The sequence below is a fragment of the Pseudoalteromonas amylolytica genome (assembly GCF_001854605.1).
Taxonomy (GTDB): Bacteria; Pseudomonadota; Gammaproteobacteria; order Enterobacterales; family Alteromonadaceae; genus Pseudoalteromonas; species Pseudoalteromonas amylolytica.
Genome location: NZ_MKJU01000006.1, coordinates 94,706 through 120,433 on the forward strand (window position 1 = coordinate 94,706; position 25,728 = coordinate 120,433).

General features: G+C 44.1%; 21 protein-coding genes. 14 read left to right on the top strand and 7 right to left on the bottom strand.

Annotated features, from left to right (window positions below):
- Positions 1-100 precede the first annotated feature (100 nt).
- The 4 genes from BET10_RS01940 (at position 101) to BET10_RS01955 (ending at position 6,397) form a co-directional block, all read left to right on the top strand.
- A complete protein-coding gene (locus tag BET10_RS01940; protein WP_070983143.1) occupies positions 101-1,351 on the top strand; it encodes an efflux RND transporter periplasmic adaptor subunit in 1,251 nt (416 codons plus the stop codon).
- 36 nt (positions 1,352-1,387) lie between these two features.
- Complete coding sequence (locus tag BET10_RS01945) at positions 1,388-2,131, top strand: ABC transporter ATP-binding protein (protein WP_083330396.1); 744 nt, start codon at positions 1,388-1,390, stop codon at positions 2,129-2,131.
- Positions 2,122-4,542 carry an ABC transporter permease gene (locus BET10_RS01950; protein ID WP_070983144.1) on the top strand — a complete coding sequence of 807 codons (2,421 nt, stop codon included), beginning with the start codon at positions 2,122-2,124 and terminating at the stop codon, positions 4,540-4,542. The genes BET10_RS01945 and BET10_RS01950 overlap by 10 nt, the downstream gene beginning before the upstream one ends.
- A gap of 235 nt (positions 4,543-4,777) precedes the next feature.
- Positions 4,778-6,397: an EAL domain-containing protein gene (locus BET10_RS01955; protein ID WP_070983145.1), complete on the top strand. Its 1,620-nt coding sequence runs from the start codon at positions 4,778-4,780 to the stop codon at positions 6,395-6,397.
- On the opposite strand, the gene BET10_RS01960 is transcribed toward BET10_RS01955, so the two are convergent.
- Entirely contained in the window at positions 6,383-7,297 is a 915-nt protein-coding gene (locus tag BET10_RS01960; protein ID WP_070983146.1) for a 1-aminocyclopropane-1-carboxylate deaminase/D-cysteine desulfhydrase, read from the bottom strand. The genes BET10_RS01955 and BET10_RS01960 overlap by 15 nt on opposite strands.
- Before the next feature lie 216 nt (positions 7,298-7,513).
- Between BET10_RS01960 and BET10_RS01965 the strand changes: the two genes are divergently transcribed.
- From BET10_RS01965 to tldD, 9 genes are all read left to right on the top strand, one after another.
- Entirely contained in the window at positions 7,514-9,550 is a 2,037-nt protein-coding gene (locus tag BET10_RS01965) for an SUMF1/EgtB/PvdO family nonheme iron enzyme (protein WP_070983147.1), read from the top strand.
- A 69-nt stretch (positions 9,551-9,619) separates the two neighbouring features.
- Positions 9,620-10,663 (top strand): rod shape-determining protein, encoded by a 1,044-nt coding sequence (locus BET10_RS01970; protein ID WP_070983148.1) that lies wholly within the window; start codon positions 9,620-9,622, stop codon positions 10,661-10,663.
- Positions 10,663-11,505, top strand: coding sequence for a rod shape-determining protein MreC (gene mreC / locus BET10_RS01975; RefSeq protein ID WP_070983149.1), 843 nt, complete (start codon positions 10,663-10,665; stop codon positions 11,503-11,505). Before BET10_RS01970 ends, mreC begins: the two co-directional genes overlap by 1 nt.
- Positions 11,498-11,977: a rod shape-determining protein MreD gene (gene mreD, locus BET10_RS01980; RefSeq protein WP_070983150.1), complete on the top strand. Its 480-nt coding sequence runs from the start codon at positions 11,498-11,500 to the stop codon at positions 11,975-11,977. Before mreC ends, mreD begins: the two co-directional genes overlap by 8 nt.
- On the top strand, positions 11,977-12,555 hold the full coding sequence (locus BET10_RS01985) for a Maf family protein (RefSeq protein ID WP_070983151.1): 579 nt from the start codon (positions 11,977-11,979) through the stop codon (positions 12,553-12,555). Before mreD ends, BET10_RS01985 begins: the two co-directional genes overlap by 1 nt.
- Positions 12,548-14,020, top strand: a complete 1,473-nt coding sequence (gene rng / locus BET10_RS01990; protein ID WP_070983152.1) for a ribonuclease G — start codon at positions 12,548-12,550, stop codon at positions 14,018-14,020. Before BET10_RS01985 ends, rng begins: the two co-directional genes overlap by 8 nt.
- Before the next feature lie 16 nt (positions 14,021-14,036).
- Entirely contained in the window at positions 14,037-17,897 is a 3,861-nt protein-coding gene (locus BET10_RS01995) for a YhdP family protein (RefSeq protein WP_070983153.1), read from the top strand.
- A gap of 47 nt (positions 17,898-17,944) precedes the next feature.
- Entirely contained in the window at positions 17,945-18,772 is an 828-nt protein-coding gene (locus tag BET10_RS02000; RefSeq protein WP_070983154.1) for a carbon-nitrogen hydrolase family protein, read from the top strand.
- The gene (gene tldD / locus BET10_RS02005; RefSeq protein ID WP_070983155.1) at positions 18,765-20,204 is read left to right on the top strand and encodes a metalloprotease TldD; all 1,440 of its coding nucleotides are present in this window, start codon (positions 18,765-18,767) and stop codon (positions 20,202-20,204) included. The genes BET10_RS02000 and tldD overlap by 8 nt, the downstream gene beginning before the upstream one ends.
- A gap of 62 nt (positions 20,205-20,266) precedes the next feature.
- Here tldD and yjgA read toward each other — a convergent pair whose 3' ends face one another.
- Positions 20,267-20,788 (bottom strand): ribosome biogenesis factor YjgA, encoded by a 522-nt coding sequence (yjgA, locus tag BET10_RS02010; protein ID WP_070983156.1) that lies wholly within the window; start codon positions 20,786-20,788, stop codon positions 20,267-20,269.
- Positions 20,789-20,920: 132 nt separating this feature from the next.
- Between yjgA and pmbA the strand changes: the two genes are divergently transcribed.
- Positions 20,921-22,270: a metalloprotease PmbA gene (gene pmbA / locus BET10_RS02015; RefSeq protein WP_070983419.1), complete on the top strand. Its 1,350-nt coding sequence runs from the start codon at positions 20,921-20,923 to the stop codon at positions 22,268-22,270.
- 35 nt (positions 22,271-22,305) lie between these two features.
- Here the strand turns inward: pmbA and mgtE are convergent, their stop codons facing one another.
- From mgtE to hpf, 5 genes are all read right to left on the bottom strand, one after another.
- Positions 22,306-23,664 (bottom strand): magnesium transporter, encoded by a 1,359-nt coding sequence (mgtE, locus tag BET10_RS02020; RefSeq protein ID WP_070983157.1) that lies wholly within the window; start codon positions 23,662-23,664, stop codon positions 22,306-22,308.
- 176 nt (positions 23,665-23,840) lie between these two features.
- Positions 23,841-24,113 (bottom strand): HPr family phosphocarrier protein, encoded by a 273-nt coding sequence (locus tag BET10_RS02025; protein ID WP_070983158.1) that lies wholly within the window; start codon positions 24,111-24,113, stop codon positions 23,841-23,843.
- Between the two features lie 4 nt (positions 24,114-24,117).
- Positions 24,118-24,963, bottom strand: a complete 846-nt coding sequence (rapZ, locus tag BET10_RS02030; protein ID WP_070983159.1) for an RNase adapter RapZ — start codon at positions 24,961-24,963, stop codon at positions 24,118-24,120.
- Between the two features lie 18 nt (positions 24,964-24,981).
- Positions 24,982-25,434 carry a PTS IIA-like nitrogen regulatory protein PtsN gene (gene ptsN, locus BET10_RS02035; protein WP_070983160.1) on the bottom strand — a complete coding sequence of 151 codons (453 nt, stop codon included), beginning with the start codon at positions 25,432-25,434 and terminating at the stop codon, positions 24,982-24,984.
- A gap of 2 nt (positions 25,435-25,436) precedes the next feature.
- The gene (hpf, locus tag BET10_RS02040) at positions 25,437-25,724 is read right to left on the bottom strand and encodes a ribosome hibernation promoting factor (protein WP_010376661.1); all 288 of its coding nucleotides are present in this window, start codon (positions 25,722-25,724) and stop codon (positions 25,437-25,439) included.
- Positions 25,725-25,728: the final 4 nt, after the last annotated feature.

Here is a 25,728-nt window from a genome sequence, read left to right on the forward strand (position 1 = left end):
AACAAGAACAGTAAAAATTCAATAGCGGCTGTACACAGATGTGACGTATCGCACATTGACAGCTAGTGCTCATTATCAAGTTATTTTCAGAGAGAAATAAATGGATATTAAATTAGAACAGAAGAAAAAGCGCAAAATAAAAGCGCAGTGGTTTATTCCTGTCATTGGTTTGGCCTTGTATTTCGTGCTCAAGCCTTTGTTCGGTGATGCGTCCTATGTGGTAGATACCAAAACATTACGTACTGCAACCGTTAAACAGGATAAATTTGAGGTATTAGTGCGCAGTAACGGTGAGTTGAGACCAAAAGAGTTTCAACGTATCTCTGCTCAAGTAAGCGGTGTGGTTGACCGTGTTATGGTCGATGCGGGTGATACCGTACAGGCTGGACAGGTGCTAGTGCAATTGAGCAACCCGCTACTCATGCGAGAGATGGAACAGGCTGAACTGGAATATCAACAGGCTAAATCTGAGGCGTTCGCGAGTCAGAAATCACAAGAGTCTGAATTCTTAGCATTGCAATCTGAAGCCTTGCTCGCAGAGCTGGCCTATCAAAGCAATATGCTCAAGCTGGATGCGGAGCGAGACTTGATAGCGAACCATCCAGGTATTGTGTCGCAAATTGATCATCAGCGAACGATTTTCTCCGTGGATGAACAAAAGCAAATCATGGGCGTGTTTAAAAAGCGTATTGCGAAAATGAAAGAAATTATGAACGCGAGACGCGACGCTGATTCTGCCCGAATTTCGAACCTTAAAAATGCTTTAGATCACGCCGAACAACAGGTAGAGAGATTACAAGTTAGAGCACGAACGAAAGGCGTTGTACAAGGGATGGATTTGGAACCTGGGCAGGAGCTTGGTATTGGCACTTTGGTGGCACGCGTCGCAGATGACTCACAATTGATAGCTGAGCTACAAGTTCAGGAGTTACAGGTACAAAGTGTGAGGCAGGGTCAGCCAGTCATGATAGATACCCGCCAGAATCAAATTAGAGGTGAAGTGACGCGTATTCACCCATCGGTAACCAATGGCATGGTGCAGGTCGATGTCAAATTACTAGATGAACTGCCACCTGAGGCACGCATAGCGTTGAGTATTGAAGGGTCAATCACAACACTGTCGTTTGATAGAGCCACATTTGTGCAGCGCCCAGCGCATGTGCAGCCTAATGCGGTAGTGGGAATCTATAAAATCAGCCAAGACAATAAGCAAGCGCAGCGCATTCAGGTTGAAGTGGGGCAGTCATCGGTCAAGTTTATACAGGTACTTGAGGGCCTAAATGAGGGGGATGAAATCATTGTGTCAGACACCTCCAGCTATGCAGAGCACCAGACGGTGTATCTCAATTAATTCATTTTGCATTTTTAAAGAATATTAGGAGTTGTTATGACAAAGGCAGTGATCGAGCTAAACAATATTTATAAGTCATTTCGTACTGATGATGTAGAAACCCATGCTTTGACAGACATCAGTTTGACCATCAACGAAGGTGAGTTTGTTTCATTCACAGGCCCTTCAGGCAGTGGTAAGTCAACATTGTTGTCAATCTTGGGTCTACTTGATGAGGTGTCTGCGGGGACATTTAAAATTTGTGGGATTGATGTAACCCATTTGGATAGAGATCAGCGAGCAGGCGTGAGAAATCAGCAGATTGGTTTTATCTTTCAGTCGTTTAACCTGATCAGTGACTTAACCGTGGAAGAGAATGTGATGTTGCCACTGAGCTATCAAAAAGATGTGCCTCAAGGGCAGGCCAAGCGCATGGCCGCAGAGGTGCTTAAAAAGGTCAATATGGAACATCGGCTTCACCACTTTCCATCACAGTTATCAGGTGGACAGCAGCAAAGAGTGGCGATAGCGCGTGCCTTGGTGAACAAGCCGTCATTAATTTTGGCCGATGAACCAACAGGTAACTTGGACTCAACTAATGCCACAGCAGTGATGGAGATTTTACACCAGTTGCACCAAGAGGGAAGCACTATCTGTATGGTCACCCACGATCCCCGTTCATTGGACAATGTCAGCCGTAATGTAGAAATTTTAGATGGCCGCATTCGACTACCTGCAAATGCACCTAATGAGCCAAGTACTGATAAGAAACAATCAGAAGGAGCGGCGGTATGTATGTGATTAGGGATCTCCTATATGCGCTGCGTCTATTGAAGAAAACCCCTAAATTTACCGCGTTGACGATCATTGTATTGTGTGGCGGCTTAGCGGTTAGCTTATTTACGTTTGCATTCTTATACACGTTCACTTCAAAGCCTCTGCCGATAGAAGATCAAGGGACGTTGTACCGCGCTTCCCTATTGTGGCACAGTGAAAAATTTGGTGAGAGTCGATATCTTGAAGCGTACGAAGCAGCTCGCCTACGGGAGCATGCTACGGTATTTTCCGAACATGGAGTATGGCAAAACAAAACCGTATCGGTATCGCTTGGTAACAACCAACTGATTGTTGAAGCGGCCTCAACAACGCCTGATATCTTCAAGGTATCACGCACGCAGCCGCTGCTTGGGCGTACATTAGAGGCGTCTGACAGCCTGCGCGGCAGCACACCTGTTGCGGTGATAAGCTACGCCATTTGGCAAGGACAGTTTGGTGGTGATCCAGAGGTTATTGGCAAAACGTTTTATGTCAGTGGGCAGACAACGGAAGTAGTTGGTGTCATGCCTCAGGGCTATCGTTTTCCGATATCGCATCAACTGTGGTTACCGATGCCTGCGCAAATACTCAATCCAGTCATTTTGGATAGGGAAAAAGTTGAATTTTTCGCACGTCTAAAGCCTGGCGTAAGTGTCGAACAAGCACAAACACAGTTCTTTAGCATTACGTCACAAGCATTTAACGCTCGAAAAGAGAAGCTACCCAAAGGAATTGAGCTGATCCGTGCTGATATGGATTTATATCAACGCTTTGATATTGATAACGCTATGCGTTTAACCGTATTAGTGCTCAATGTTGTGGCATTTTTCATCTTACTTCTGGCGGCCATTAATATTGGTAATTTATTGTTTGCAAGAGCGATTCAGCGCAGCAAAGAGTCAGCTATTCGTACCGCAATTGGCGCACCTCACTGGCGTTTAGTGTCACAACTTATGTGGGAAGGGGTGTTGATCACGCTAGCAGGTACGGCGTTAGCGGTGGTGTTAGTGGCCTGGTTATTAAACTTCATTGATAGCTATTTTCATACGCTTATGGGGAATGAACTGCCGTTTTGGTATCGTTGGGAGCTTGATATCACGGTGTTTGTTGCTGCTGTGGTGTTTGCCCTATTTACTATCTTTGTGGCGAGCTTTTTACCCGCGTATAAGGCGGCAAGGCAAGACTTTAATATGGTGCTAAGAGATGGTACGCGTGGGGCGCAGAGTATTAGTATTGGTCGCTTGTCGCGCTTTTTACTGGTGACGCAAATTGCCACCATCACCTTGATCATGGTGCTGGGGACGGCGATCTCTTTTAAAGTGAATAAAGCGACTGACCTAGAACTTGGTTACGACTATGACAAGTTATATTTTGCAATAGCCGAGTTGCCACTACACAACTACCCAACCGATGAAAAGCGAGCATTATTCTTCGAACGCATGCAGCGTCAGTTGAGTGAAGACGCGGCTTTCTCTGATGCTGGTATACGATTTAGTTATAAGCGCCAACCTGTCGCGCTCTCTGGTGTTGATTACAAAACCGATGCGGATAAACCGAAAGCGACTATCTATACCGTGATTGGTAGCACTGAGTTTATGGGGCCTAAGTTACTGGCTGGGCGTCGTCTTGATACGCGAGATAGGAAAGACGGTGCTAAGACCGCGATGGTTAGCCAGTCAATGGCCAATCGTTTGTGGGGGAATGACTCGCCGCTTGGCAAGCAGTTACAGGTGACATTGGATGATGAGTTTGCCACGGTCACTGTCGTTGGCGTAGTGAGTGATATCACCAATAACCCACTTGAAAAGCCGGCACTGTACGATGAACTGTACTTGGCGGGTTATCAATTTCCAAAAGCACGCGGAACTATCTTTTTCAAACGCGCCGTGGATGCAGCTGTTGCTGAAGATCGGTTTTTCCGTATCTTAAATGGTAACGATAGCCAGCTAAATATTGTTGCTATTGAAGATTGGGAGATGGAAACATCAGCAACAGCGAAAATGGTAGCCACATTTAGAGATACGGTGATTATGAGCGGCCTATTTGCCTTGATACTGGCAATGACGGGGATCTATGGATTGACCGCGTTTTCGGTGGAAAAACGAGCTCAGGAAGTTGGCGTTAGAAGAGCCTTGGGCGCAACAGACAAGGATATTATTATGCTGTTCATTAAGCAAAGCAGTAAGCTACTGCTAGCTGGGTTACTCATTGGTGGTGGGTTGTCTAGTTTAATGTTAATTGCAGTATCAAGTGTGTTGGCATTAACCACATTTGCGTATGCAAGTATTTTTGTCGCGGTACTAGGGAGTTTAGTGCTAGTCGTCTTGGTTGCAGTGATTATACCTTCGCGAAAGGCTGTCTTTATGCAACCTTCAGAGGCACTGCGCTGCGAATAAAAGCTGTTAAGGCGAGCTGTTTAGTGTACTCAGCTCGCCTTTTTCAATGTCAGTGTGCTTTTTGAACTTGGCCATTTCTTTTTAATATTAAACAGCTTATCGCAATGCTAAGCTGGCTCTGATAAAGCGGAATGAAAAGTGCGTAATGACAGCTGCGGATACTTGAGTTTTGGCACCTTGTATACAACACTTAAGCTATGTGAAAAGGGTGGTGAAGGCTAAAAGCGTGGCTTTAATGAAGTTGAAAGGAAAGAGGAAGCTTTGGTACTCAGTCTTAGCGGGGGGGATCATTTTGTTGGTGCTCAACGCGTTATTACTTCATTTATTGCACTTAAAAATACATCAACGAGCACAAACCGTCGTTGAGCGTGTAGCGCTATTACCTTTAGAGCTACAAACAACCCAAAGTATTACCGATATTGCTCATCGCTATGGCCTTGAATATATACCTCAAGGGAGTCCAGTTCCTGCAGGGGCAAGTGAATTTACCGCGACGGGGTTATCACTGACATTATTCCACCAACAGCCCTACCAGAAACATGCTTATATTATTACCTTCTTCAATATTTTGTTTATTGGCTTGTTGGTCTTTTTCTATCGTTGGTGGCAGGTATATCAAGTTAGACCAAAACGCTTTTTATCAACAAATGATAATGTAGAAATACCCGCTAATAGCGCGTTGTCAGCGGTTGATCCAAGAGTGGCAGATCAAAGTTTATTCAGTGTATTTTTATTAATTCGTTGGTCTATCAATCTGGATGAAACATTGGATGTTAAAAATCACTTTTCTATTGCTATCCATAAAAAGTTACCCAGCTCTTTGTCGTGCTCCGTTAAGTACTTAAATTCAGGCGCTTTGGCAGTTACTCTAGATAGAGTCGCTTGGGGGGACGTGATGGAGATAGGCAAAAAGTTACATGAGATCATGTTTCGTGTGCTGCGAACTTTACGTGCTGATTTGTCCCGTAAACAAGTAAAAATAGGAGGGTGTTTTTATCAGCGTGATGTCTTGCAAACCGATGTTTACCAGCTAGCAAGAGCCGCGCTTGAAATTGCCAATAATAATGTTTGGCAACATGTTCATATGATGCCACTTGAAGAAAACCATGCATCCATGTTGCAAAGCAGCGAAGAAGATTTTATTCGCTGTATTAGCAATGGACAGTTTGTACTTTTCTTTCAACCGCTATTTGGCTTTAAGCAGCAGGATATTATACAAAATGAGGTATTGCTTAGGGTGCGTCATGCACAATTGGGGTTAATTGCCGCGAAACAATTTATCCCACAGTTACACGCGAAAGAAAATTTAGAAACGTTGGACAAATCTATTATCCAGCAAACTATTACTATCCTCACTAAGGAGCCTCATAAGTCTAATGTAAGTATTAATATTCATATTGCCAATTGGCTTGATGTGGAGTTTGTTAATTGGCTGGTGACACAAATGCGTCAGGCTGCGAAGGTCAACAAGCTGCTATTTGAAATCCCCGCCGCCGATTATTACAAGTTCAATCAACAAATTAATGCACAGCAGTTATTCTTCACAGGGGTAAATGCGGGGATAATCATCGATCATGTGACAGCGCCTCTCATGGTCAATACAATACGTGAGAACCAATTAATAGAGGGTGTGAAGTTGGGCTTTGAATTAGTGCATCAGGTGCAGCAAAACCCTCAGCAACAAAAAATTATTAAACAAATCATTTATCAAGCAAAACGGCTAAATATTGAAGTGTATGCGGTGGGGGTCGAGACCCAAGCCGAGCTGGAATGTTTGAAATCTTTGGGGGTACATGGCGCGCAAGGTTATTACTTTGCAGAGCTGCTACAGCAGCTTGAACTAGTCAAGTATTAACTTTCTGTAACGTAGCCCATCGAGGCCTTGTAGTCCACCGGTATGAATCGCGGTTATGCGGCTGCCTTTTGGGAAAAAGTCTTGAGCAATAAGTTGCCACAACGCAAAAAATAGTTTCCCTGTATATATCGGTTCTAAAGGTAGCTGGTGGGTGGTTTTCATTGCTTTGCAAAATTGCCACAACTCAGCAGAAAATTTTCCATAGCCACCATTATGGTAATCGCATAACAGCTGCCAATTAGTGTGCTGTTGAGCTTGTGGTACCAGCTTGATAATGTCTTGCTCAAGGTACTGTGCTTGCTTTAATACTGCGATACCGATGACATTCGTGTGTTTTTCACATCCAGCGATAAGCCCTGCTAGGGTGCCACCACTGCCTGTTGCACACAGCACATAATCGCTTTGCGGTAAACTCAGCGCAAGCTCTTTAACGCCTTGTACGGCGGCTAAATTACTACCACCTTCTGGGATTATATAGCAGTGAGGGTAGGTATTTTGTAAATCGGTTAAGTAATCAGGCTGATTACGCAGTCGGTACGTTGCCCTGTCAACGGTGTGAATTTTCACGCCACACGCGCGGGCCATCCGTATGGTGGGGTTGTTTTCATCTAACTGTGGTCCGCGTACTATCACATGACCTTCAATGCCAAAAAGTTTGCAGGCCATACTCACAGCATAGAGATGATTGGAAAAAGGTCCCGAAAATGTAACCAGTGCAGATTTTTTTTGCTGCTGCATGGCAATCAAGTTGTATTTTAACTTTCGCCATTTATTGCCACTAATATGAGGATGCAATAAATCATCTCTTTTTACTTGTAGTGTCAGTTGCTTTTCAACCAGCATTGGATGACAAATTATCTGTATTGGGGACTCTGGGAAGTTAAATTGCGTATAACTCATACTAATGGATGATTTATCAAAAATATCTTACGGTAATTCTAACAGCTAAGCGCGAAAATATACCTAGATTACTAGCAAGGTTATGGTTAATAGTTGTAAACTCAGATATTAATGGCGCAAAGCTTGTGTTTTGCTTTGTAAGTACATAGCATTAAGAACTAACTATAAAAAAACAACAAAGACCAAATAATTGCCGCGTTTTTGGGAATGGAATATATGCGAATAGCTTCTTTATCTTTTTTAGTCTCTGCCACGTTGATGGCTGCTAGTGTGACACACAACGCTTGGGCACAAGACACTGCAACGGTTAATGCCATTGAATCAGAACTTTCGGTGAAACAAGCTGAGTTAGATAATTACACGCAGATATTAGACAAACACCTCAGCGAAGAAACACGCTTACAAGCTCAATTAGATATGCTAAGAGCACGTTCATCGGACTTAGACAAAGAAAAGAATCAAGCCTTAGACGCGATGAATGATCTATATCGTCGTTTAATTGATGACCCTGCCATTGATATTTCCGAAGCACAAACGCGCTATAAAAACTCGGTGATGGAACACAAAAAGAACAAAGATGATATTACCTTGCAGCTAGCGGCCATAGCTTCGCATCGTAAAGATATCGAACAGATCCGAGTGACCAAGCACACTTTAGTTAACACGCTGGAAAATTTAAAAGATCAGTTAAGCACTGCACGAGTTGAGCGTCTAAGAAATGAGTTTACCCGTGAGGGCACGCTTACCGTTGATCATACGATCAATTGTAAGCGTACTGAAACACTCGCGGCTTGTGAGCAGCGCGGTCAGCAGATGGCGTTGCAAAAAGCGACGAAGCGTTTTGTTGATCAATTGTTTGCCAATTTAACGGAGCACCGCCTTGTTGAGCCTAAGCGTAACCTAGCGGGGGCGCAAGTACAGGTTATTAACAGTCATGTGGTAAGCAGTGCATTCAGCGGCCAAGGTAATTACAGTGTAAACCTTAGTGTGACGATGCGTGGTGATGTTAATAATAGTAGGTTGTGTAGTCTATTAAGTCTTGATAATCGCTTCTGTGCAGAATACGGCACGCCTTTGGCGGGAGCGGTAGGAAGTTATCAGGCAAATTATCCACCGGTTTACACAGATAGCCAGTTGAATTTTGCAGACCCTCAAACTAGAACGAGTAACATTCAAGTAGCGCGTTTAAATACTGCACCAGTAATTGAAGTCACAAGCTCACCAAACACCGTTCAAGCAAAGCCCAAGCAAGATCTTATGGTGCCGTTAACGTTACGCTCTAATGTGTATGATGATGAAGTGTTCATCAATGGTGTGAGTTATGGTTCAACCAAGCTTTCAGTGAAGCTTCCAGCGGGTACGTATGATATCGAGATCCGCAAATTGGGCTACAAACCATTCAAGAAGAAAGTAACGATTCGCAAAGCAAGAACGATTAACGCTAAATTGGTAAAAAAGCCTGAGTCGATTGCTGTACCGACACCAAAAAGCGAGCAAGAAAGTAGTCAAAAATCGGCAAATGTGATCTCGCACACACCTGTGAATAAAGTCGTTATTGTACCTGCAGGGTCGTTTCAAATGGGTGATCTTGTTGGCAATGGTTTAGCAAATGAACGGCCTGTGATTGAGAAAGTACTCAGTAGCTCTTACGGAATGCAAAGTAAAGAAGTCACGATTGGTGAGTTTCGTGCCTTTGTGGAAAGTACAGGCTACCAGACTGCCGCTGAAAAAGGCCGTGGCTGTGCATACTACAAAGATGGCGAGCCCATTTGGGAGTTAGACTACAATTGGCAGACTCCGGGTTATCAGCAAGCTGAGAACTTTCCTGTTGTGTGTGTGTCCTACGATGATGCAAAGGCTTATGCCAATTGGTTGTCGGGTGAACATGGACAGCAATATCGATTACCTAATGAGGTAGAGTGGGAGTATGCCGCAAGAGCTGGCACAACTTCAGAATATCCATGGGGAAATGAAATAGGAAAAAGCCTAGCCAACTGTGGTTGGTGTGGAAGTGAGTGGTCAAATAAAAGCGCTGCACCTGTAGGCGAGTTTGCGCCTAATCATTACGGTTTATATGATACTGTTGGTAACGTTTGGGAGTGGACACAAAAGCGTGCGTCACAAAGTGGTGTAACGGTACGTGGTGGAGCTTGGAACTTTGCACCAAGTCTGGCCCGTGTTTCGACTCGCTTGGAGTTAGCAACGGATTTTAGAGCAAATTACATAGGCTTTCGACTGGTTCGAGAGCGATAAAACAATATAACGATGAGTGGTGCTAAGCACCACTTGATTTAAAGTATTTCTTTAAGGTTACCCAGCCTCATGTTTAAAAAATTACGCGGATTATTTTCGAACGACCTATCAATTGACTTAGGTACAGCTAACACTCTCATTTATGTAAAAGAAGAAGGTATTGTCTTGAATGAGCCTTCGGTTGTTGCGATTCGACAAGAACGCGCAGGTGGACCAAAAAGTGTAGCTTCTGTGGGTACAGCTGCTAAGCAAATGCTGGGTCGTACGCCTGGCAACATTAAAGCAATTCGGCCAATGAAAGATGGCGTTATTGCTGACTTTTATGTTACTGAGAAAATGTTGCAACACTTCATCAAACAAGTACATAACAACAACTTTATGCGTCCTAGCCCACGCGTACTTATTTGTGTTCCGTGTGGCGCTACACAAGTAGAAAAACGCGCTATTCGTGAATCTGCAATGGGAGCTGGTGCGCGAGAAGTTTACTTGATTGAAGAGCCTATGGCCGCTGCGATTGGCGCGGGCTTACCAGTATCTGAAGCAACGGGCTCTATGGTGGTTGATATTGGTGGTGGTACGACAGAAGTTGCGATTATCTCGCTAAATGGTGTTGTATATTCATCGTCCGTACGTATCGGTGGCGATAAGTTTGATGAAGCAATTATCAACTATGTACGCCGCAACTTTGGTAGCTTGATTGGTGAGGCCACTGCTGAGCATATCAAACATGAAATAGGCTCTGCGTTTAAGAGTGATGAGCCGGTATCTATCGAAGTACGTGGCCGTAATTTGGCAGAAGGTGTACCACGTTCATTTACATTGAACTCGCACGAGATCCTAGAAGCCTTACAGGAACCACTGATGGGTATCGTAAGCGCCGTGATGGTTGCATTAGAGCAGTCTCCACCTGAGCTGGCATCTGATATTTCTGCTCATGGTATGGTGTTAACGGGCGGTGGTGCATTGCTTAAAGATTTAGATCGGTTGCTGATGGAAGAAACTGGGATCCCAGTTGTGGTCGCGGATGATCCTTTAACTTGTGTAGCGCGCGGCGGCGGCAAGGCATTAGAAATGATTGATATGCATGGCGGCGACGTATTTAGCTACGACTGATGAATCTGTTATTTGGCCGAACGGTATCTTTGCAGCTGCGACTGACAGTCGCAGTGATGCTAAGTATTATACTCATCGTTGGAGATCGCTTTACACAAGGCGGCACGCTCATTAGGACTAGCCTACATACCTTGGTTAGTCCTTTGTTGTATTTGGCAAGCATGCCCTACGAAGCTTTTAACAGTGGTGCTAAAAGCTTGCAAACACGTGAACAGCTCAGTGAAGAAAATAGTGCCCTTAGACGCAAGCAGTTGCTGCAAAGTGAAAAGCTCCAGCAGTTTGAATTCCTACAAAAGGAAAACCAAAAACTGCGAGCATTACTCGGTGCTTCAGCCAGAGAAAAAAGCACGCGCTTAGTGGTGCAAATCCTATCGGTACATTCTAATCCCTATAGCCATCAAGTAGTGGTCAATCGGGGCACCATTGATGGTGTTACCGAAAGCCAACCTGTTATTGATGAAATGGGTTTAGTCGGCCAACTCACACAGGTTGGGACGACTACCTCGCGTGTGTTGCTTATGACGGATATCACTCATGCTACTCCCGTGCGCATATTGCGTAATGACGTACGTACCGTGGTTGAAGGCATAGGGAAGATCAATAAACTGAAACTGTCTCATGTTCCCCATAGTTTAGATGTGCGTATTGGCGATGTACTAGTTACATCTGGGCTGGGTGGCACGTTCCCTGAAGGATATCCCGTAGCTGTCGTCACAGAGCTCAATCGAGACGAAGGTTTACCTTTTGCGCAAGTGTACGCTGAGCCTATTGCTCAGCTAGACCGCATCCGCTTATTGTTGATTTTGGGACGTACGTCACAAGAGAGTCTAGATCATGATTAAGCGCTATTACTTTCTTATCGCATTTACCGTATTTCTTGCGTTGGTAATGGCATTAATGCCATTACCCATATCAGCTGAACCATTTCGTCCTGATTGGGTGCTATTGGTGTTAATGTATTGGTCGCTAGCCGTTCCCCATCGCGTTAACATTGGCTGGGCTTGGGTTGCAGGATTGCTGATGGACTTGGCAATCGGTGCGCCTTTAGGTGTTAACTCTTTGACTTACTCAATATGTATCTACATAACGGTGAGTAACTTTCAAAAGATACGTAACTTTTCGATTTGGCAGCAGGCAATGTTGGTTGGGCTGTTCCTAACCTTGTACCATTTATTGCTGTTTTGGTTAAATCACTTTTTACTTGATGTGTATTTCAGCCCTCACTATTTATGGCCAGCGCTTACCGGTATGTTATGTTGGCCGTGGATCTTTCTATTGCTAAGAAAATACCGTCGCCAATTTAGGATACGTTAATGGCCCTAAGTCTATATTTGGCATCAGCCTCTCCAAGACGTAAACAGCTACTCTCTCAACTGGGGTATGATTTTATTCAATTTTCGGTTGATGCCGATGAGAGCCTGCTAAACGATGAGACACCTTTGGCGCATGTAGAGCGTTTGGCGTGTTTAAAAGCACAAATGGCGGTCGCTAAAGGTTACACTGATAGGCCTGTATTAGGCAGTGATACAGTGGTTGTTATAGACAACACAGCTCTAGGAAAACCCAGAGATAAACAAGATTTTATGGCAACAATGGCCCGTTTGTCAGGGAGAACACATCAGGTGTATACCGCCATTGCATTAGCAAACAGCACGCGTATTGTTAGTAAAGTTGTGTGCACCGATGTCACCTTTAAGTCTCTTAGTGAGCAAGAACTTGAAGACTACTGGCATAGTGGTGAGCCACTAGATAAAGCTGGAGGCTATGGTATCCAAGGGTTAGGTGGTAAATTTGTCACGCGACTGTCAGGTAGCTATTTTGCGGTCATGGGCCTACCGTTATATGAAACTGATGAACTAATTAAAGAATTTACCGAAGGCAGTTATGAGTAGTGAATTACTGATCAATGTTACACCAAGCGAGAGTCGAGTCGCATTAATTGAAAATGGTGTGCTGCAAGAAGTACAGGTGGAACGTATTGGCAACCTCGGGATTGTCGGCAATATTTATTTGGGAAAAGTCAGCCGAGTCTTGCCGGGAATGCAGGCTGCATTCGTTGATATTGGACTGGATAAAGCCGCATTTTTACACGCTTCGGATATTGTTAATAGCGCCTCGTTTGAAGAGGGAGTTGACGAGCAGCCGGTGAAAAAGGTTCAAGATATTCGAGAGCTTGTTAAACAGGGCCAATATATTATGGTTCAAGTGGTTAAAGATCCGCTGGGCACCAAAGGTGCGCGTTTGACCACCGATATCACCATCCCTTCTCGATATTTGGTATTTATGCCAGATGCTACCCATGTTGGTGTAAGTCAGCGCATTGAAACGGAAGAAGAACGCACTCGTTTAAAAGAGATTGTTTCAGCATACAATGACGAGAATGGTGGCTTTATCGTTCGAACAGCCGCAGAGGGAGCAAGCGAAGCTGAGCTCCAGCACGATGCTGAATTTTTAAAGAAGCTATGGCGAAAAATTGTCAGTCGTCGCAAAAAGACCAGTAAAGCAGCGATTCTACATGAGGATTTAACCTTAGCGTTCCGTACGCTTAGGGATTATGTTGGGGAAGACATGGAGCGTATTCGTGTTGACTCTAAACTGACGTACAGAGAGTTAAAAACCTTCACAGAAGAGTTTGTCCCTTTGCTTGGTAAAGCGCTTGAATATTATCCTGGCGAGCGGCCTATCTTTGACTTATTCGATGTGGAGACGGAGATACAAAAAGCTTTACACCGTAAAGTAGAGTTAAAGTCGGGTGGCTACCTCATCATAGATCAAACGGAAGCCATGACCACTGTGGATGTTAATACAGGGGCATTTGTTGGCCACCGCAATCTCGAAGAAACCATATTTAATACCAATGTTGAGGCGACCTCAGCAATTGCAAGACAGCTTAGATTACGCAATCTTGGCGGTATTATCATAATTGATTTTATTGATATGGTTTCAGATGAACACAAGCGTCGCGTGCTACACTCATTAGAGACAGCATTGGCAAAAGATCGTGCCAAAGCCAACATAAATGGGCTATCAGCGTTAGGTTTGGTAGAAATGACACGCAAGCGAACCAGAGAAAGTTTGGAGCATATATTATGTGATGTGTGCCCAGCATGTTCAGGTAGAGGATCGCTAAAAACCGTAGAAACAGTCTGTTATGAAATATTAAGAGAGATTGTTCGTGTTAACCGTGCCTACGATGCTGATAAGTTCATGGTTTATGCCTCACCCGCTGTGAGTGAAGCATTGATTAATGATGAGTATCATAATTTGGCTGAATTGGAACTCTTTATCGGAAAACAAGTCAGTATTCAAACAGAGAGCTTATATAGCCAAGAACAGTTTGACGTCGTAATGATGTAAGGTGACGTAACGTCTCATGCAAGTTAAAACCTTTTGTTTTTTTTGTATCCGCAAGATATGGCAGGTGTTTGCTATTACACTTGTTACGCTTGCGGTACTGGTATCGGTTGTAAAATATAGCTTGCCCTACGCCAATGAGTATCGTTCGGATATTGAACAGCTACTCTACGAGCAACTGGATGTAAACATCAGTATAGGCGCTATCAGTGCGAGTTGGGAAAGTGAAGGCCCCGCGCTGGTGCTAGAAAATCTCACATTCGTTGATAATCAAAGCTCCCCGATTGCGCTATCTATTGCAAAAACCAGTCTGCAATTAAATGTACTGGAATCGCTCAGAAACCTACAGGTTCGCTCGAACTACTTTGTTTTAGAAGGGTTTTCTGCTCAGGTTGATGTCGCTAAATTAGCTGAAGTTAATGACTCTGACAGCGCTGATTTTGAGCAGCAATCATTGATTGAAAGCCTATTTTTGGGCGAAACAGGGCATTTTTCAATTCAGTCCAGCCAACTTAACTTAACAATGAAAAGTGGTTTGCAACATACGCTACTGCTTAATGATTTGATCTGGCAAAACAGCCCAAATAGCCACAAAGGTGAAGGTGAAGTGGCTATTCCGGGCCTTCAGCAAGGACGATTTACCGCACGGTTATCTCTAACAGGCTCAACTTTGCGGGACTTGGCTGGGCAAGTGTACTTGCAAGCACAAAATGTCGATGTAGCAGAATGGCTGACAGAGCAGATCTCAACACAGAAAAAACATATAGCTACAGAGTTGAATGGTGAACTTTGGCTTGGACTTGAGCACGGTAAGGTACAAGGGGTCACGATTAACACTTTACCAAGTCAAATGCAGTGGCAGGAGGGAGGTGCACGCCATTCGCTAGCCCTCACACGTGGGCAATTGAAACTTATGCCACGAGAGAAGCAATGGCACTTGACGAGTTCAGAATTAGAGTTTTCATTGGATGATAAACAGTTTATACCAGCTAAATTGCAAGGGGTGTTCAGCGATAACCTGCGACGCATATGGTTTGATGACATCAGTCTGGAATTAGTAAAGCAGTTTACGCTGTTGGCACAGGCGGATTGGGTAGATAGCCTTGCTGAGCTGGATGTTCATGGCACACTACAAGGGCGTATTAGCTGGAATGCTGAGCGTCAATTTGACGTATGGTTAAATGCCAAGCAATTAGGTTGGTCGAATCACAATGGGATCCCAGGAGTGAACAACTTACGGGCTGAAATGTTATGGCAAAACAATGCCGCGGTCATCAATCTATTTAGTGAGCAATCTCAACTTGAAACAGCGGATATGTTTACCAAACCGCTGGCCTATGAGCAACTTCATGGCGAATTGCAACTATATCAATTGAACAATGAATGGCACTTAACGAGTGACTCATTATGGTTTAATAATCAAGATATTACCTTAGCGGCTGAAATGCACTTAACGCTGGCTGAGGTAGCACAGTTAGATTTGTATGCAGAATTACTAGGTGGCACTGCACAAACTGCTGGTGATTACTTTCCGCATACAGTTATGCAACAGAGTCTAATTGATTATTTAAATCGCGGTATCTTAGGAGGCCAGCTCCTCAATACTCAGGTATTGCTGTCGGGCCCACTATCCGCGTTTCCATTTGAAGATAGAAATGGTCAGTTTGAAGTTTTGTCGTATATCACACAGGCTGAATTTTTGTTTGCTCCAGATTGGCCAGCATTAAAAAATGGTGATGTGACGTTACATTTTGTCAATGAACGCATGGACATTTATGCCAACTCTGGGAGTTTGATAAATCAGCAGTTGAGCGCGCCGGTTGTGGTTACGCTCCCTAACCTTAATCAAGCAGATAACCTGTATGTAGATATCAGTCACACGACCGATGCACAAACATTGCTCCCCTTCTTTGCAAAAACACCTTTAAGCGATCCTTTGGTTAATATTCTCAATGTTGTACAAGGCAAAGGAGAGATGAGCACTGAGATTAGACTGGATATCGATTTACGCACTTTGGCTGTGAGTGCTGCCGGTAGCGTGGACTTAAATGGGGCTGATATCTTACTGAAGCAACCGGGAATGCAGTTGTCAGGAGTGACAGGTATCTTGCACTTTGTGGATGATAAGATTGAGTTAATGCACAGCAATGCAAGCTGGTTAGATATGCCTATTTCCATTCAGGTTATGGCCGATGGGGATCGTAGCAACTATACAGTGAATGTGGATGCCACTTTGCTCGCACAATCACAACACCTTGTGCCTTATACACAGGGGCTATTAGATGGTTTTATTCAAGGAGAAAATGCGTTAAACGCCAATGTGAAATTGAACTTTTCGGAACAAGGTTTCAACTATAAAGCTAAATTTAATGCAAATTTGGAGGGAGTATCAAGCGCGTTTCCTGCCCCTTATCAAAAGGACAAAGAGGAAACTTGGTTACTCCAAGGTGAAGTGTTAGGTGATGACATCTCAAACTTAATAACGGTTAATCTGGCGGATAAGTTATTTTTTAACGGTATTTTGGATAATGAGTCTGCGCAGTTGAGTCAAGCGCAACTGAGCGTTGGCAAAGATAATAAAGGGCTGGTAGGTGAAGGTCTACATGTTGCAATTACCCAACAGCAGCTTGAATTGGACCCATGGCTTGAGTTTATTGACCGCATCATTTCGTTGCCATCACGCAGCGCAGATGAGAGGCCAGCGTTACCGCCTTTACAGCAGCTAACAGTGCAATCGGCATCTGCTCGGGTAGCGAATATTCCATTTACTGACTTGGAAGTAAGGATGTTTCCAAACAACGATGGTATGACTATGCGTGTGAACGCCAAGGAGGCAAGGATAACCGCGCTGTTACCAACATCAGGTTCTAGTAGGCCCATACGCATAGACAGTGATTATTTAAGAATTAACTTATTAGAGTCTCACGATGGTCCCGAATCACCAAATGAGCAGCTTGACTGGCTTACCCGAGTCCCTGCCATTGAGTTTAATTGTAGTGATTGTAAGTTAGACAGTTATCAATTAGATAAAGTGAGTGCCTCAATGTTTGGTGATGGTAAGCAGTTGACGGTATCTGAAATCGTGGTGGATAAAAAAGAACATGTATTACGAGGTTCTGGGCACTGGCTTGACGGTGTAAGCAAGTTTGAAGGAGTTATGAACAGCAAAGATATTGGTGAGCTGTTTGATGAATTTGATCTTACTTCTACGATTAAAGATTCTAGAGCCAATGTTAGCTATCAATTCACTTGGCAGGGGGCACCCTACGATTTTGATATTGAAACACTTGGTGGTGAAATTACTTGGGAGCTTGGCGAAGGCCATTTAGCTGAGATAAGCGACCAAGGCGCCCGCGTGTTTTCTTTACTAAGTTTAGATTCACTGATAAGAAAGCTGAAGCTGGACTTTAGGGACGTGTTCTCAAAGGGTTTCTTCTACAATCAAATGAAAGGTAGCGTGCAATTGGAAAAGGGAATTGCGTATACCAAGGACACGAAGTTGGATGGTGTTCCTGCGGATTTAAGCATACAAGGTTATGCTAATCTAAACACCCAAGAGATCAACTATGATCTGGCTGTTGCACCACAAGTGACGTCGAGTATTCCCGTTATCGTGGCATGGATGGTAAATCCAGTCTCGGGGTTAGCTGCCCTAGCATTGGATAAAGTCATTCACTCAGCTCGAGTGATTTCCGAGATAAAATTTAAAGTGACGGGTACAATGCAAGAGCCCGTTGTCAAAGAAATAGATCGTAAAAGTAGAGAGGTTGAAATTCCTCAGGCTGCGAGAAATCAACCACCTGTGGATGACGATAAACCCGCCATAACAGAGCAGCCCAAATCCACGAACCGTCCTGAGCATAAACCTGTGACGGGCTAGCAGTTTATAAACTGTGCTGCATCATCATATATTTTGGAGTGGGTATTATGCCATTTAATGCACGTGTTATAGCGGTACAAATGTGTTCAGGAATGGAGCCTGAACAAAACTTTAGACAATTAGAGCAGTGGCTTGAACAGAGCCATCTCAACGAGCCGACATTAGTGTGTTTACCGGAGTGTTGGTTGGCGTTTATGCAAGATGCCAAGCAGTCGCTACAGCTTGCTGAACACTATCAGTATTGGTTGGAACGATTGGGTGAGCTGTGTCGACGTTATCGCATTTGGCTCAGTGCGGGCACCATTGCGACCAAGGGCAGTGAAGACGGCTATTATGCCGCGAGTTTTTTACTTAATGAAGCTGGAGAGGCTGTCGGGCGCTATAACAAAATTCACCTGTTTGATGCTGACGTTGCAGATGGAAGTGGTGGTTATCGTGAGTCTCACTTTACAATCGCAGGTAATGAGGTTGTGGTTGTTGATAGTCCGTTCGGCAAAATAGGCTTGAGTGTATGTTATGATCTACGCTTTGCTGGTCTTTACCAAACAATGCGCGATTTAGGGGCGGAAATACTGCTGGTGCCAAGTGCATTTACAACGGTGACTGGGGCTGCACATTGGTTACCTTTACTCCAAGCCAGAGCGATAGAAAATCAATGTTTTGTGGTAGCACCGGCGCAATATGGTACACATGAAAATGGCCGCAAAACCTACGGACATAGCCTAATATTATCACCATGGGGTGACGTTTTGGCAGATGCAAAGCAACAATTAGGGGTGATTAGCGCAGAGCTGGACTTAACGCAGCTACATAAGCTTCGCACTGATATGCCGGTACAGGTTCACAACAGATTTAAGAGTGAGTTTTATGAATAGTGTCGAACAGCATTTGCTGGCCGAGAGTCAGTTAGATAGAGCGCAATTAGAGCAAACTTTAAGTTATATACATCAGCACAAAGTAGACTATGCCGATTTATACTTTCAATCCAGTCACCACGAGACATGGGTGTTAGAAGATGGTTCGGTGAAAGAGGGCAGTTATAACATTGAACGTGGTGTTGGTGTCAGAGCTGTAGCAGGTGAAAAAACTGGTTTCTCGTATTCTGATGCCATTAATATCGAAGCGCTTGATAAAGCCGCTATGGCGGCACGCAGTATCGCGCAAGCGGGAGAAGATAAAAAGGTTCAGGTGTTTAGTGAACAGGTGGTACGCCAACAGTTTGCCCCTGTCCAACCCATTTCCAGTATGAGTGATGCAGCAAAAATAGATTTATTGAGGGAAGTTGAAAATGCAATTCGAGAGCTGGCACCCGACGCACAACAAGTGGTCAGCTCAATTTCAGCTGTTTATGAAGAAGTGCTTATTGCAGCAAGTGATGGTACTTTTGCAACGGATATTCGCCCTCTAATCAGGCTGAGTTGTTCAGTGCTACTAGAAAAAAACGGTCGCCGTGAGCGAGGCAGTGCTGGGGGCGGTGCCCGTTTAGATTATGGTTATTTTAAAGAGTTGGTTGAAGGGAAGCCTCGTTGGCTGGGTTATGCTCAAGAGGCGGTTCGCCAAGCTAAAGTTAACTTAGAAGCTGTGGACGCACCAGCTGGAACCATGCCAGTAGTGCTAGGAGCGGGTTGGCCTGGTGTACTATTACACGAAGCCGTTGGACATGGCCTAGAAGGGGACTTTAACCGTAAAGGCGCGTCTGCTTTTAGTGGCAAAGTCGGTGAAAAGGTCGCCTCTAGCCTATGTACAGTGATCGATGATGGTACCATGGCAAACCGTCGCGGATCGTTAAATGTGGACGATGAAGGCACACCTGCAGGTTATAATGTGTTGATAGAAAACGGTATTTTAAAAGGCTATATGCAAGATAAACTCAATGCGCGATTGATGGGGGTTGCACCAACAGGCAATGGTCGTCGCGAATCATATGCACATTTACCTATGCCACGCATGACAAATACCTATATGTTGCCTGGTGCCAACACGAAGGCCGATATTATCAGTAGTGTGAAAAAAGGTATTTACGCTCCTAACTTTGGTGGTGGACAGGTAGATATCACCTCTGGCAAGTTTGTATTTTCGGCTTCTGAAGCTTATTTAATCGAAAATGGAAAAATTACTCAGCCTATCAAGGGGGCTACATTAATAGGGAATGGTCCGGATGTGATGAATAAAATTTCAATGGTGGGTAATGATTTGGAATTAGACCGTGGCGTTGGTGTATGTGGTAAAGACGGTCAGAGTGTACCTGTTGGGGTTGGACAACCTAGCCTTAAAATTGACGAGATCACCGTAGGCGGTACGGCTTGATTCATTATCAAAGATAGAATAAGACATTAAAAAACCAGCATATTGCTGGTTTTTTAATGCGCTCAAGGCATCATGGCTTCTTTGAGATACTGGAACAGCTCTTTATAACTTTTAGCGGGCTTTTCTGCCTGCATTTCTTTACTGGCTTGTCTCACTAGCTGACGCATTTTTTGGCGTTCTAACATAGGATACTCATCTATCAGTTCGTTGATTTTACTATCACCTTGTTGGATTAAATCATCTCTTACTAATTCAATTTTATTAAGCATAACATCAGCTTGCTTATTTTTATTCAGCATTAGACCTATGGCAGCTTCAATGTCAGCGACATTTTCGGTTAAACGTAAGGTTTTAGTAATGTAGTTGATATGGCGTCTATACGCCTCACTCTTCTGGCGGATCTTGTCAGCGACTACCATCGCTTCTAGTAGATCATCACTCAATGGGAGTTTGTCTCGCTGCTTTTTAGGCATACTGGCGAGATCTTGCGCTAACTGTTGGTATTGCTGTGCATCGCGCTTGAGCTCGCTTTTCGATACGTAAATGATTTCTTCGTCAGGGGTCGGTTTGTTTTGCTTCGCCATGATATTCACAGGTTTAACGGATTTGTACTAAGTATACCAATTTTGTGACACAAAAGCTTTTTCTCAATGGGGTGATAGTTTAGATGTGTGTTAGCATTAGATTATAAAGATTATTTTGAAGAGATAATGAGCATGGCACATTCTCAGCAACACCCGATTTATACACAAATAGATGAAGTAAAACAAGCTGTGTCAGAGGCGTTAAACCACGCGAAAAAGCTTGGGGCAACGAGTGCTGAAGCATCAATGTCTAGCACTTCAGGTCTGTCTATCTGTACTCGTATGGGCGAAGTTGAAACCATTGAGTTCAATCAAGATGGTGGCTTAGGTGTATGTGTGTATGTGGGCAATCACAAAGGTAACGCATCCACCGCCGATTTAAGTCCAAAGGCAATAAGAACAGTGGTTGAAAAAGCCATAGACATTGCCAAGTTTACCTCGGACGACCCTTGTAATGGTGTCGCTGACAAAGCACTGCTAGAAATGTCTCCACCAGATTTGGATTTGTTTCATCCGTGGGAGGTGACGCCCGAGCATGGTATTGAACTATGTATAGAAGCAGAAAAAGCAGCGCTGAATGCAGATGAGCGTATCGTCAATTCGGATGGAGCAAGTTTCGCCAGTCACCAAGGATTACGTGTGTATGGTAACAGTCACGGCTTTTTGGCGGGGTTTCCGCGCAGTCGTTATACCCTGAGCACTATGGTGATTGGTAAAGATGGTGGCCAAATGCAGCGTGACTCGGCATTTTCGGTTTCTCGTGAGCGTCAAGGGCTGAAGTCGGCCACTGAAATAGGTTTAGAAGCAGCGCAATCAACCTTAGCCAAATTAAACAGCCAAAAACTAAACACGATGAGAACGCCAGTGATTTTTAGAGCAGATATAGCAAACAGCTTGTTTGGTCATCTTGTATCTGCGATTGGTGGCGGCGCATTGTATCGTAAGTCTAGCTTTTTGCTAGATAAGTTAGGTCAGCAGATATTTAACCCTTGCGTCAGCATATTTGAGAGACCACATCTACCTAAAGGCTTAGCTTCTAGTCCATTTGATAGCGAGGGGGTGAAGACATTGGATAGAGAAATTATTCAAGGTGGTGAACTTCGAACGTATTTATTATCCAGTTATGCTGCTCGCCGATTGGGAATGACGGCGACAGGGCATGCTGGAGGCATACACAACTGGTTGGTACAACAAACTCATGATGATCTCAACGCCTTGTTAAAAACCATGGGAACTGGGTTGTTGGTCACTGAGCTGATGGGGCAAGGAGTAAGCACCGTCACAGGCGATTACTCCCGAGGTGCTTCTGGGTTCTGGGTTGAGAATGGCCAAATCCAATACCCTGTCAGTGAGATCACCATAGCGGGTAATTTGGCAGACATGTTCAAAGGCATTCAAGCAATCGGTGGAGACATTGAATATCGAGGCAGCGTTCAAACGGGGTCGATTTTAATTGACTCGATGCAAGTAGCAGGAGCCTAAAAGGTAGATACGGGGGTAGATGCCCCCATATCTGACTAAATTAAGAACCAAGTTGCTGTACCTAAGAAGGCGAAAATACCCACAATATCTGTGACGGTAGTCAATACCACACTCCCTGCTAATGCCGGATCAATGTTCATGCGTTTTAAAATAATGGGAATACTCGCACCTGCAATACCAGCCGCGAGTAAATTCATAAACATAGCGAAAGCAATTACAGCACCCAACACAAAATCCCACTGCCACAAGGCAACGACGCCAGCAATGAGAATAGACCATAACACACCATTGAGTGCGCCGATGGCCAGCTCTTTACCGAGAATAAATCGTTGGTTAGTTTGGTTAATATGGCCTAAGGCAATACCGCGAATAACCAAAGTTAATGTTTGACTCCCTGCGACGCCACCCATACTAGGAACTATTCCATTGAGTACTGCCAAAAATGGCAGAATATCGAGGGTACTTTCAAAGAAGCTGGCAACAAAAGCCGCCAAAAGTGCCGTAAGTAAGTTGATCCCCAACCAGATAGAACGACGTTTCGAACTTTTGAACACCGGTGCGAAGGTATCTTCTTCATCATCAAGACCAGCCATGCTCATTAGGCTGTGCTCGGCATCTTCACGAATAACATCAACGATATCGTCAATGGTGATACGACCTAACAAATGCGCATTATCGTCAACTACAGCAGCAGAAATCCAATTGTGGCGTTCAAATAGTTGTGCCACTTCTTTTTCTTCCATGGTGATAGGAATGGATTCTTTATCAGTGTCCATCAAATCACGGACCAGCTGATCTGGTGAGTTTGTCAGCAAACTGTTAAGTGATAAAGCACCTATAAAACAGTTGTCTTTATCAACCACATAGAGATCGTCGGTACCATCTGGCAGTTCACCTCTGAGCCTTAGGTATCTTAGCACCACATCTAACGAGACGTCTGGACGAATGGTAACCGTATCGGTGTTCATCAAGGCACCGGCTGAACGCTCCTGATAAGATAGAGCTTGAGTTGCACGCTCTCTATCTTGGGCATCCATCGCACCGACCACATCTTGGTAGACGGTTTCAGGCAAGCTTCTCAGTACTTCCCCAAGGTCATCGTCATCCATATCTTCGGTGGCGGCGGCGATGAGCTCAGGTTCCATCTGGACGATGATACTAAGACGAACATCTTCCGATAGCTCTTCTAGTACATCACCTTGAATATCTGGGTCGACCAGTTGCCAAAGCTGGCGACGAACCTTGTGTGGAGAGGACTCTAACAGTAGTGCAGTATCACACGGTGCAGTTTCAGCCAAAATGCGTCTGACTTGAACAAACTGTCCACTATTTAAAGCCTGCGTTACTTGTTGCAGTTGTTGCAGTGTATAGTCTTGTTCAAGGGCTTCAGGCATAGGCTTCCTTCAAATACTGTTGTTATTTTAACGCAGTGCCTTAAGGAGAAGCTGAAGAGCCAGCTAAGGTATGACAGAGAAAGTCAGGCACAACTCATTGCCTAAGAGTTTAACGTAAATTCTGCCTGCTTACCAAGTATCTAAGTGGTTTTTATATAGAGTTTAAGCCTGCTAACTTATTCTTGCTCATGAAACTTTTGGGCAATTAGCTCACCAATCGCTTGAAGTGCTCCCTGCGCATCCGGTCCGTCACAAACGACTTTAACCTCTTTGCCTTGGCTACTTTCTAGTAGTAGCAATGCAAGCACACTGTGGCCATCGGCAGATTTATCATCTTGGTATAGAGTAATTTGTGCATCGAACTTCACTGCTAACTGTGCGAGTACTGACGCGGCTCTGGCATGTAATCCACATTTATTCTGAATTAAGAAAGTATCTTCACAACGCATAATATCAGGTATCTTGTTCTCTATGGCGGATTTTAATGTTTGGGTGCGTACGTGCAAAGCTCTCACCAATGGTTTGTGCTAGATAGACAGAGCGATGTTGTCCACCTGTACAACCGATAGCGATGGTTAAATAACTACGGTTGTTGCGCTCAAGGTGGGGTAGCCAAGTTTGCACGAAAGTTTGAATTTGCCATGTAAATTTTTGCACAATGCTGTGACTTGCCAAGTAGTCTTTTACGGGTTGATCTAAACCGGTCAATGGCTTGAGCTCGGGTTCCCAATGAGGGTTTGGCAAAAAGCGTGCGTCAAAAACAAAGTCAGCCTCTTTAGGTATGCCATGCTTAAACCCAAATGATTGAAATGTAACGATAAGTTGTTTGTCTTTCTTACCTAAAATTCGCTCTCGAATGGTTTCTGCGAGTTGGTGAACACTCAAATCTGTGGTGTCTATCAGGACATCTGCACGAGTGGTGAGTACATCAAGTAGTTTTCTTTCTGCTTTTATTGCTAAATCTAAGGGCAGATCATGTATCGATAGCGGATGCAGGCGGCGAGTTTCGGAAAAGCGTCTGATGAGTGTATTGTCGTCACTATCAAGGTAAAACAACATTGGGTTTGCAAAACCCGGTAAGTACTCAAGTATATCATTAAAGTCTTGTTGTTCTTTTGGCAGGTTGCGTACATCAATACTGACGGCTATTTTATCGTAATTGTCAGATACGCTGCGCACTAGTGAGGGCAGTAGATTAACAGGAATGTTATCAACACAGTAATACCCCAAATCTTCGAGTACACGTAAGGCAACGGATTTTCCAGAACCGGAACGACCGCTAATGATGATTAGTTCCATTATGCTCCCTTTGGTAACCTAGTCTGCTGAAGCAATAATGGCATAAAGTTCCTCATCATTGCCAGCATTGCGCAGTTGTTTACAGAATTCTTTATTATTTAGCTTTTCGGCAATGGCTGCAAGGGTTTTCAAGTGCTGTTGATTATCACCTTCTGGGACTATCAGTGCGAGAAATATATCGACGGGACGGTTATCAATGGCATCGAAAGGGATCCCTTGCTGATTTACGAGTAACATAGCGGTAACTTCGTCGATACCCTCAATTCGGCCATGAGGGATTGCGATGCCCTTACCAATACCAGTACTCCCCAATTTTTCTCTGCTCATCAATGCATTTAGTATGTCATGTTGGCTTAGCTCTGGGAGTTGTTCATGCGCTAACTCACTGATGTATTCGAGAACCCGTTTTTTGCTATTAAAAAGGACCGCAGCTTTACTGCAGTCCTTATTGATAAGTGAGCTTAATTTCATGATTAGTGTCGAGTAAGCTTCTCTTTGTGTTTAATTACTTGGCGATCTAACTTATCGATAAGGCCATCGATCGCAGCATACATATCTTGATGTTCCGTTGATGCAAATAACTCTCCACCATTGACGTGTAAAGTGGCTTCGGCCTTTTGGACCAGCTTTTCAACATCTAAGATCACATGTACATTGTTGATGTGATCAAAATGCCTTTCCAGCTTCGCAAACTTGTTGGTTACATAGTCTCTTAATGAATCAGTGATTTCTACATGACGACCAGTTAAATTTAGTTGCATAAGC

Bases quoted from the DNA above. Each gene is read 5' to 3' on its own strand.
- BET10_RS01970 (WP_070983148.1), top strand. From the start codon at position 9,620: ATGTTTAAAAAATTACGCGGATTATTTTCGAACGACCTATCAATTGAC.
- BET10_RS01965 (WP_070983147.1), top strand. From the start codon at position 7,514: ATGCGAATAGCTTCTTTATCTTTTTTAGTCTCTGCCACGTTGATGGCT.
- ptsN (WP_070983160.1), bottom strand. From the start codon at position 25,434: ATGAAATTAAGCTCACTTATCAATAAGGACTGCAGTAAAGCTGCGGTC.
- BET10_RS02025 (WP_070983158.1), bottom strand. From the start codon at position 24,113: ATGCGTTGTGAAGATACTTTCTTAATTCAGAATAAATGTGGATTACAT.
- hpf (WP_010376661.1), bottom strand. From the start codon at position 25,724: ATGCAACTAAATTTAACTGGTCGTCATGTAGAAATCACTGATTCATTA.
- mreC (WP_070983149.1), top strand. From the start codon at position 10,663: ATGAATCTGTTATTTGGCCGAACGGTATCTTTGCAGCTGCGACTGACA.
- rapZ (WP_070983159.1), bottom strand. From the start codon at position 24,963: ATGGAACTAATCATCATTAGCGGTCGTTCCGGTTCTGGAAAATCCGTT.
- BET10_RS01995 (WP_070983153.1), top strand. From the start codon at position 14,037: ATGCAAGTTAAAACCTTTTGTTTTTTTTGTATCCGCAAGATATGGCAG.
- rng (WP_070983152.1), top strand. From the start codon at position 12,548: ATGAGTAGTGAATTACTGATCAATGTTACACCAAGCGAGAGTCGAGTC.
- mgtE (WP_070983157.1), bottom strand. From the start codon at position 23,664: ATGCCTGAAGCCCTTGAACAAGACTATACACTGCAACAACTGCAACAA.
- BET10_RS01950 (WP_070983144.1), top strand. From the start codon at position 2,122: ATGTATGTGATTAGGGATCTCCTATATGCGCTGCGTCTATTGAAGAAA.
- yjgA (WP_070983156.1), bottom strand. From the start codon at position 20,788: ATGGCGAAGCAAAACAAACCGACCCCTGACGAAGAAATCATTTACGTA.
- pmbA (WP_070983419.1), top strand. From the start codon at position 20,921: ATGGCACATTCTCAGCAACACCCGATTTATACACAAATAGATGAAGTA.
- BET10_RS01955 (WP_070983145.1), top strand. From the start codon at position 4,778: ATGAAGTTGAAAGGAAAGAGGAAGCTTTGGTACTCAGTCTTAGCGGGG.
- BET10_RS01945 (WP_083330396.1), top strand. From the start codon at position 1,388: ATGACAAAGGCAGTGATCGAGCTAAACAATATTTATAAGTCATTTCGT.
- BET10_RS01940 (WP_070983143.1), top strand. From the start codon at position 101: ATGGATATTAAATTAGAACAGAAGAAAAAGCGCAAAATAAAAGCGCAG.
- BET10_RS02000 (WP_070983154.1), top strand. From the start codon at position 17,945: ATGCCATTTAATGCACGTGTTATAGCGGTACAAATGTGTTCAGGAATG.
- BET10_RS01985 (WP_070983151.1), top strand. From the start codon at position 11,977: ATGGCCCTAAGTCTATATTTGGCATCAGCCTCTCCAAGACGTAAACAG.
- mreD (WP_070983150.1), top strand. From the start codon at position 11,498: ATGATTAAGCGCTATTACTTTCTTATCGCATTTACCGTATTTCTTGCG.
- tldD (WP_070983155.1), top strand. From the start codon at position 18,765: ATGAATAGTGTCGAACAGCATTTGCTGGCCGAGAGTCAGTTAGATAGA.
- BET10_RS01960 (WP_070983146.1), bottom strand. From the start codon at position 7,297: ATGAGTTATACGCAATTTAACTTCCCAGAGTCCCCAATACAGATAATT.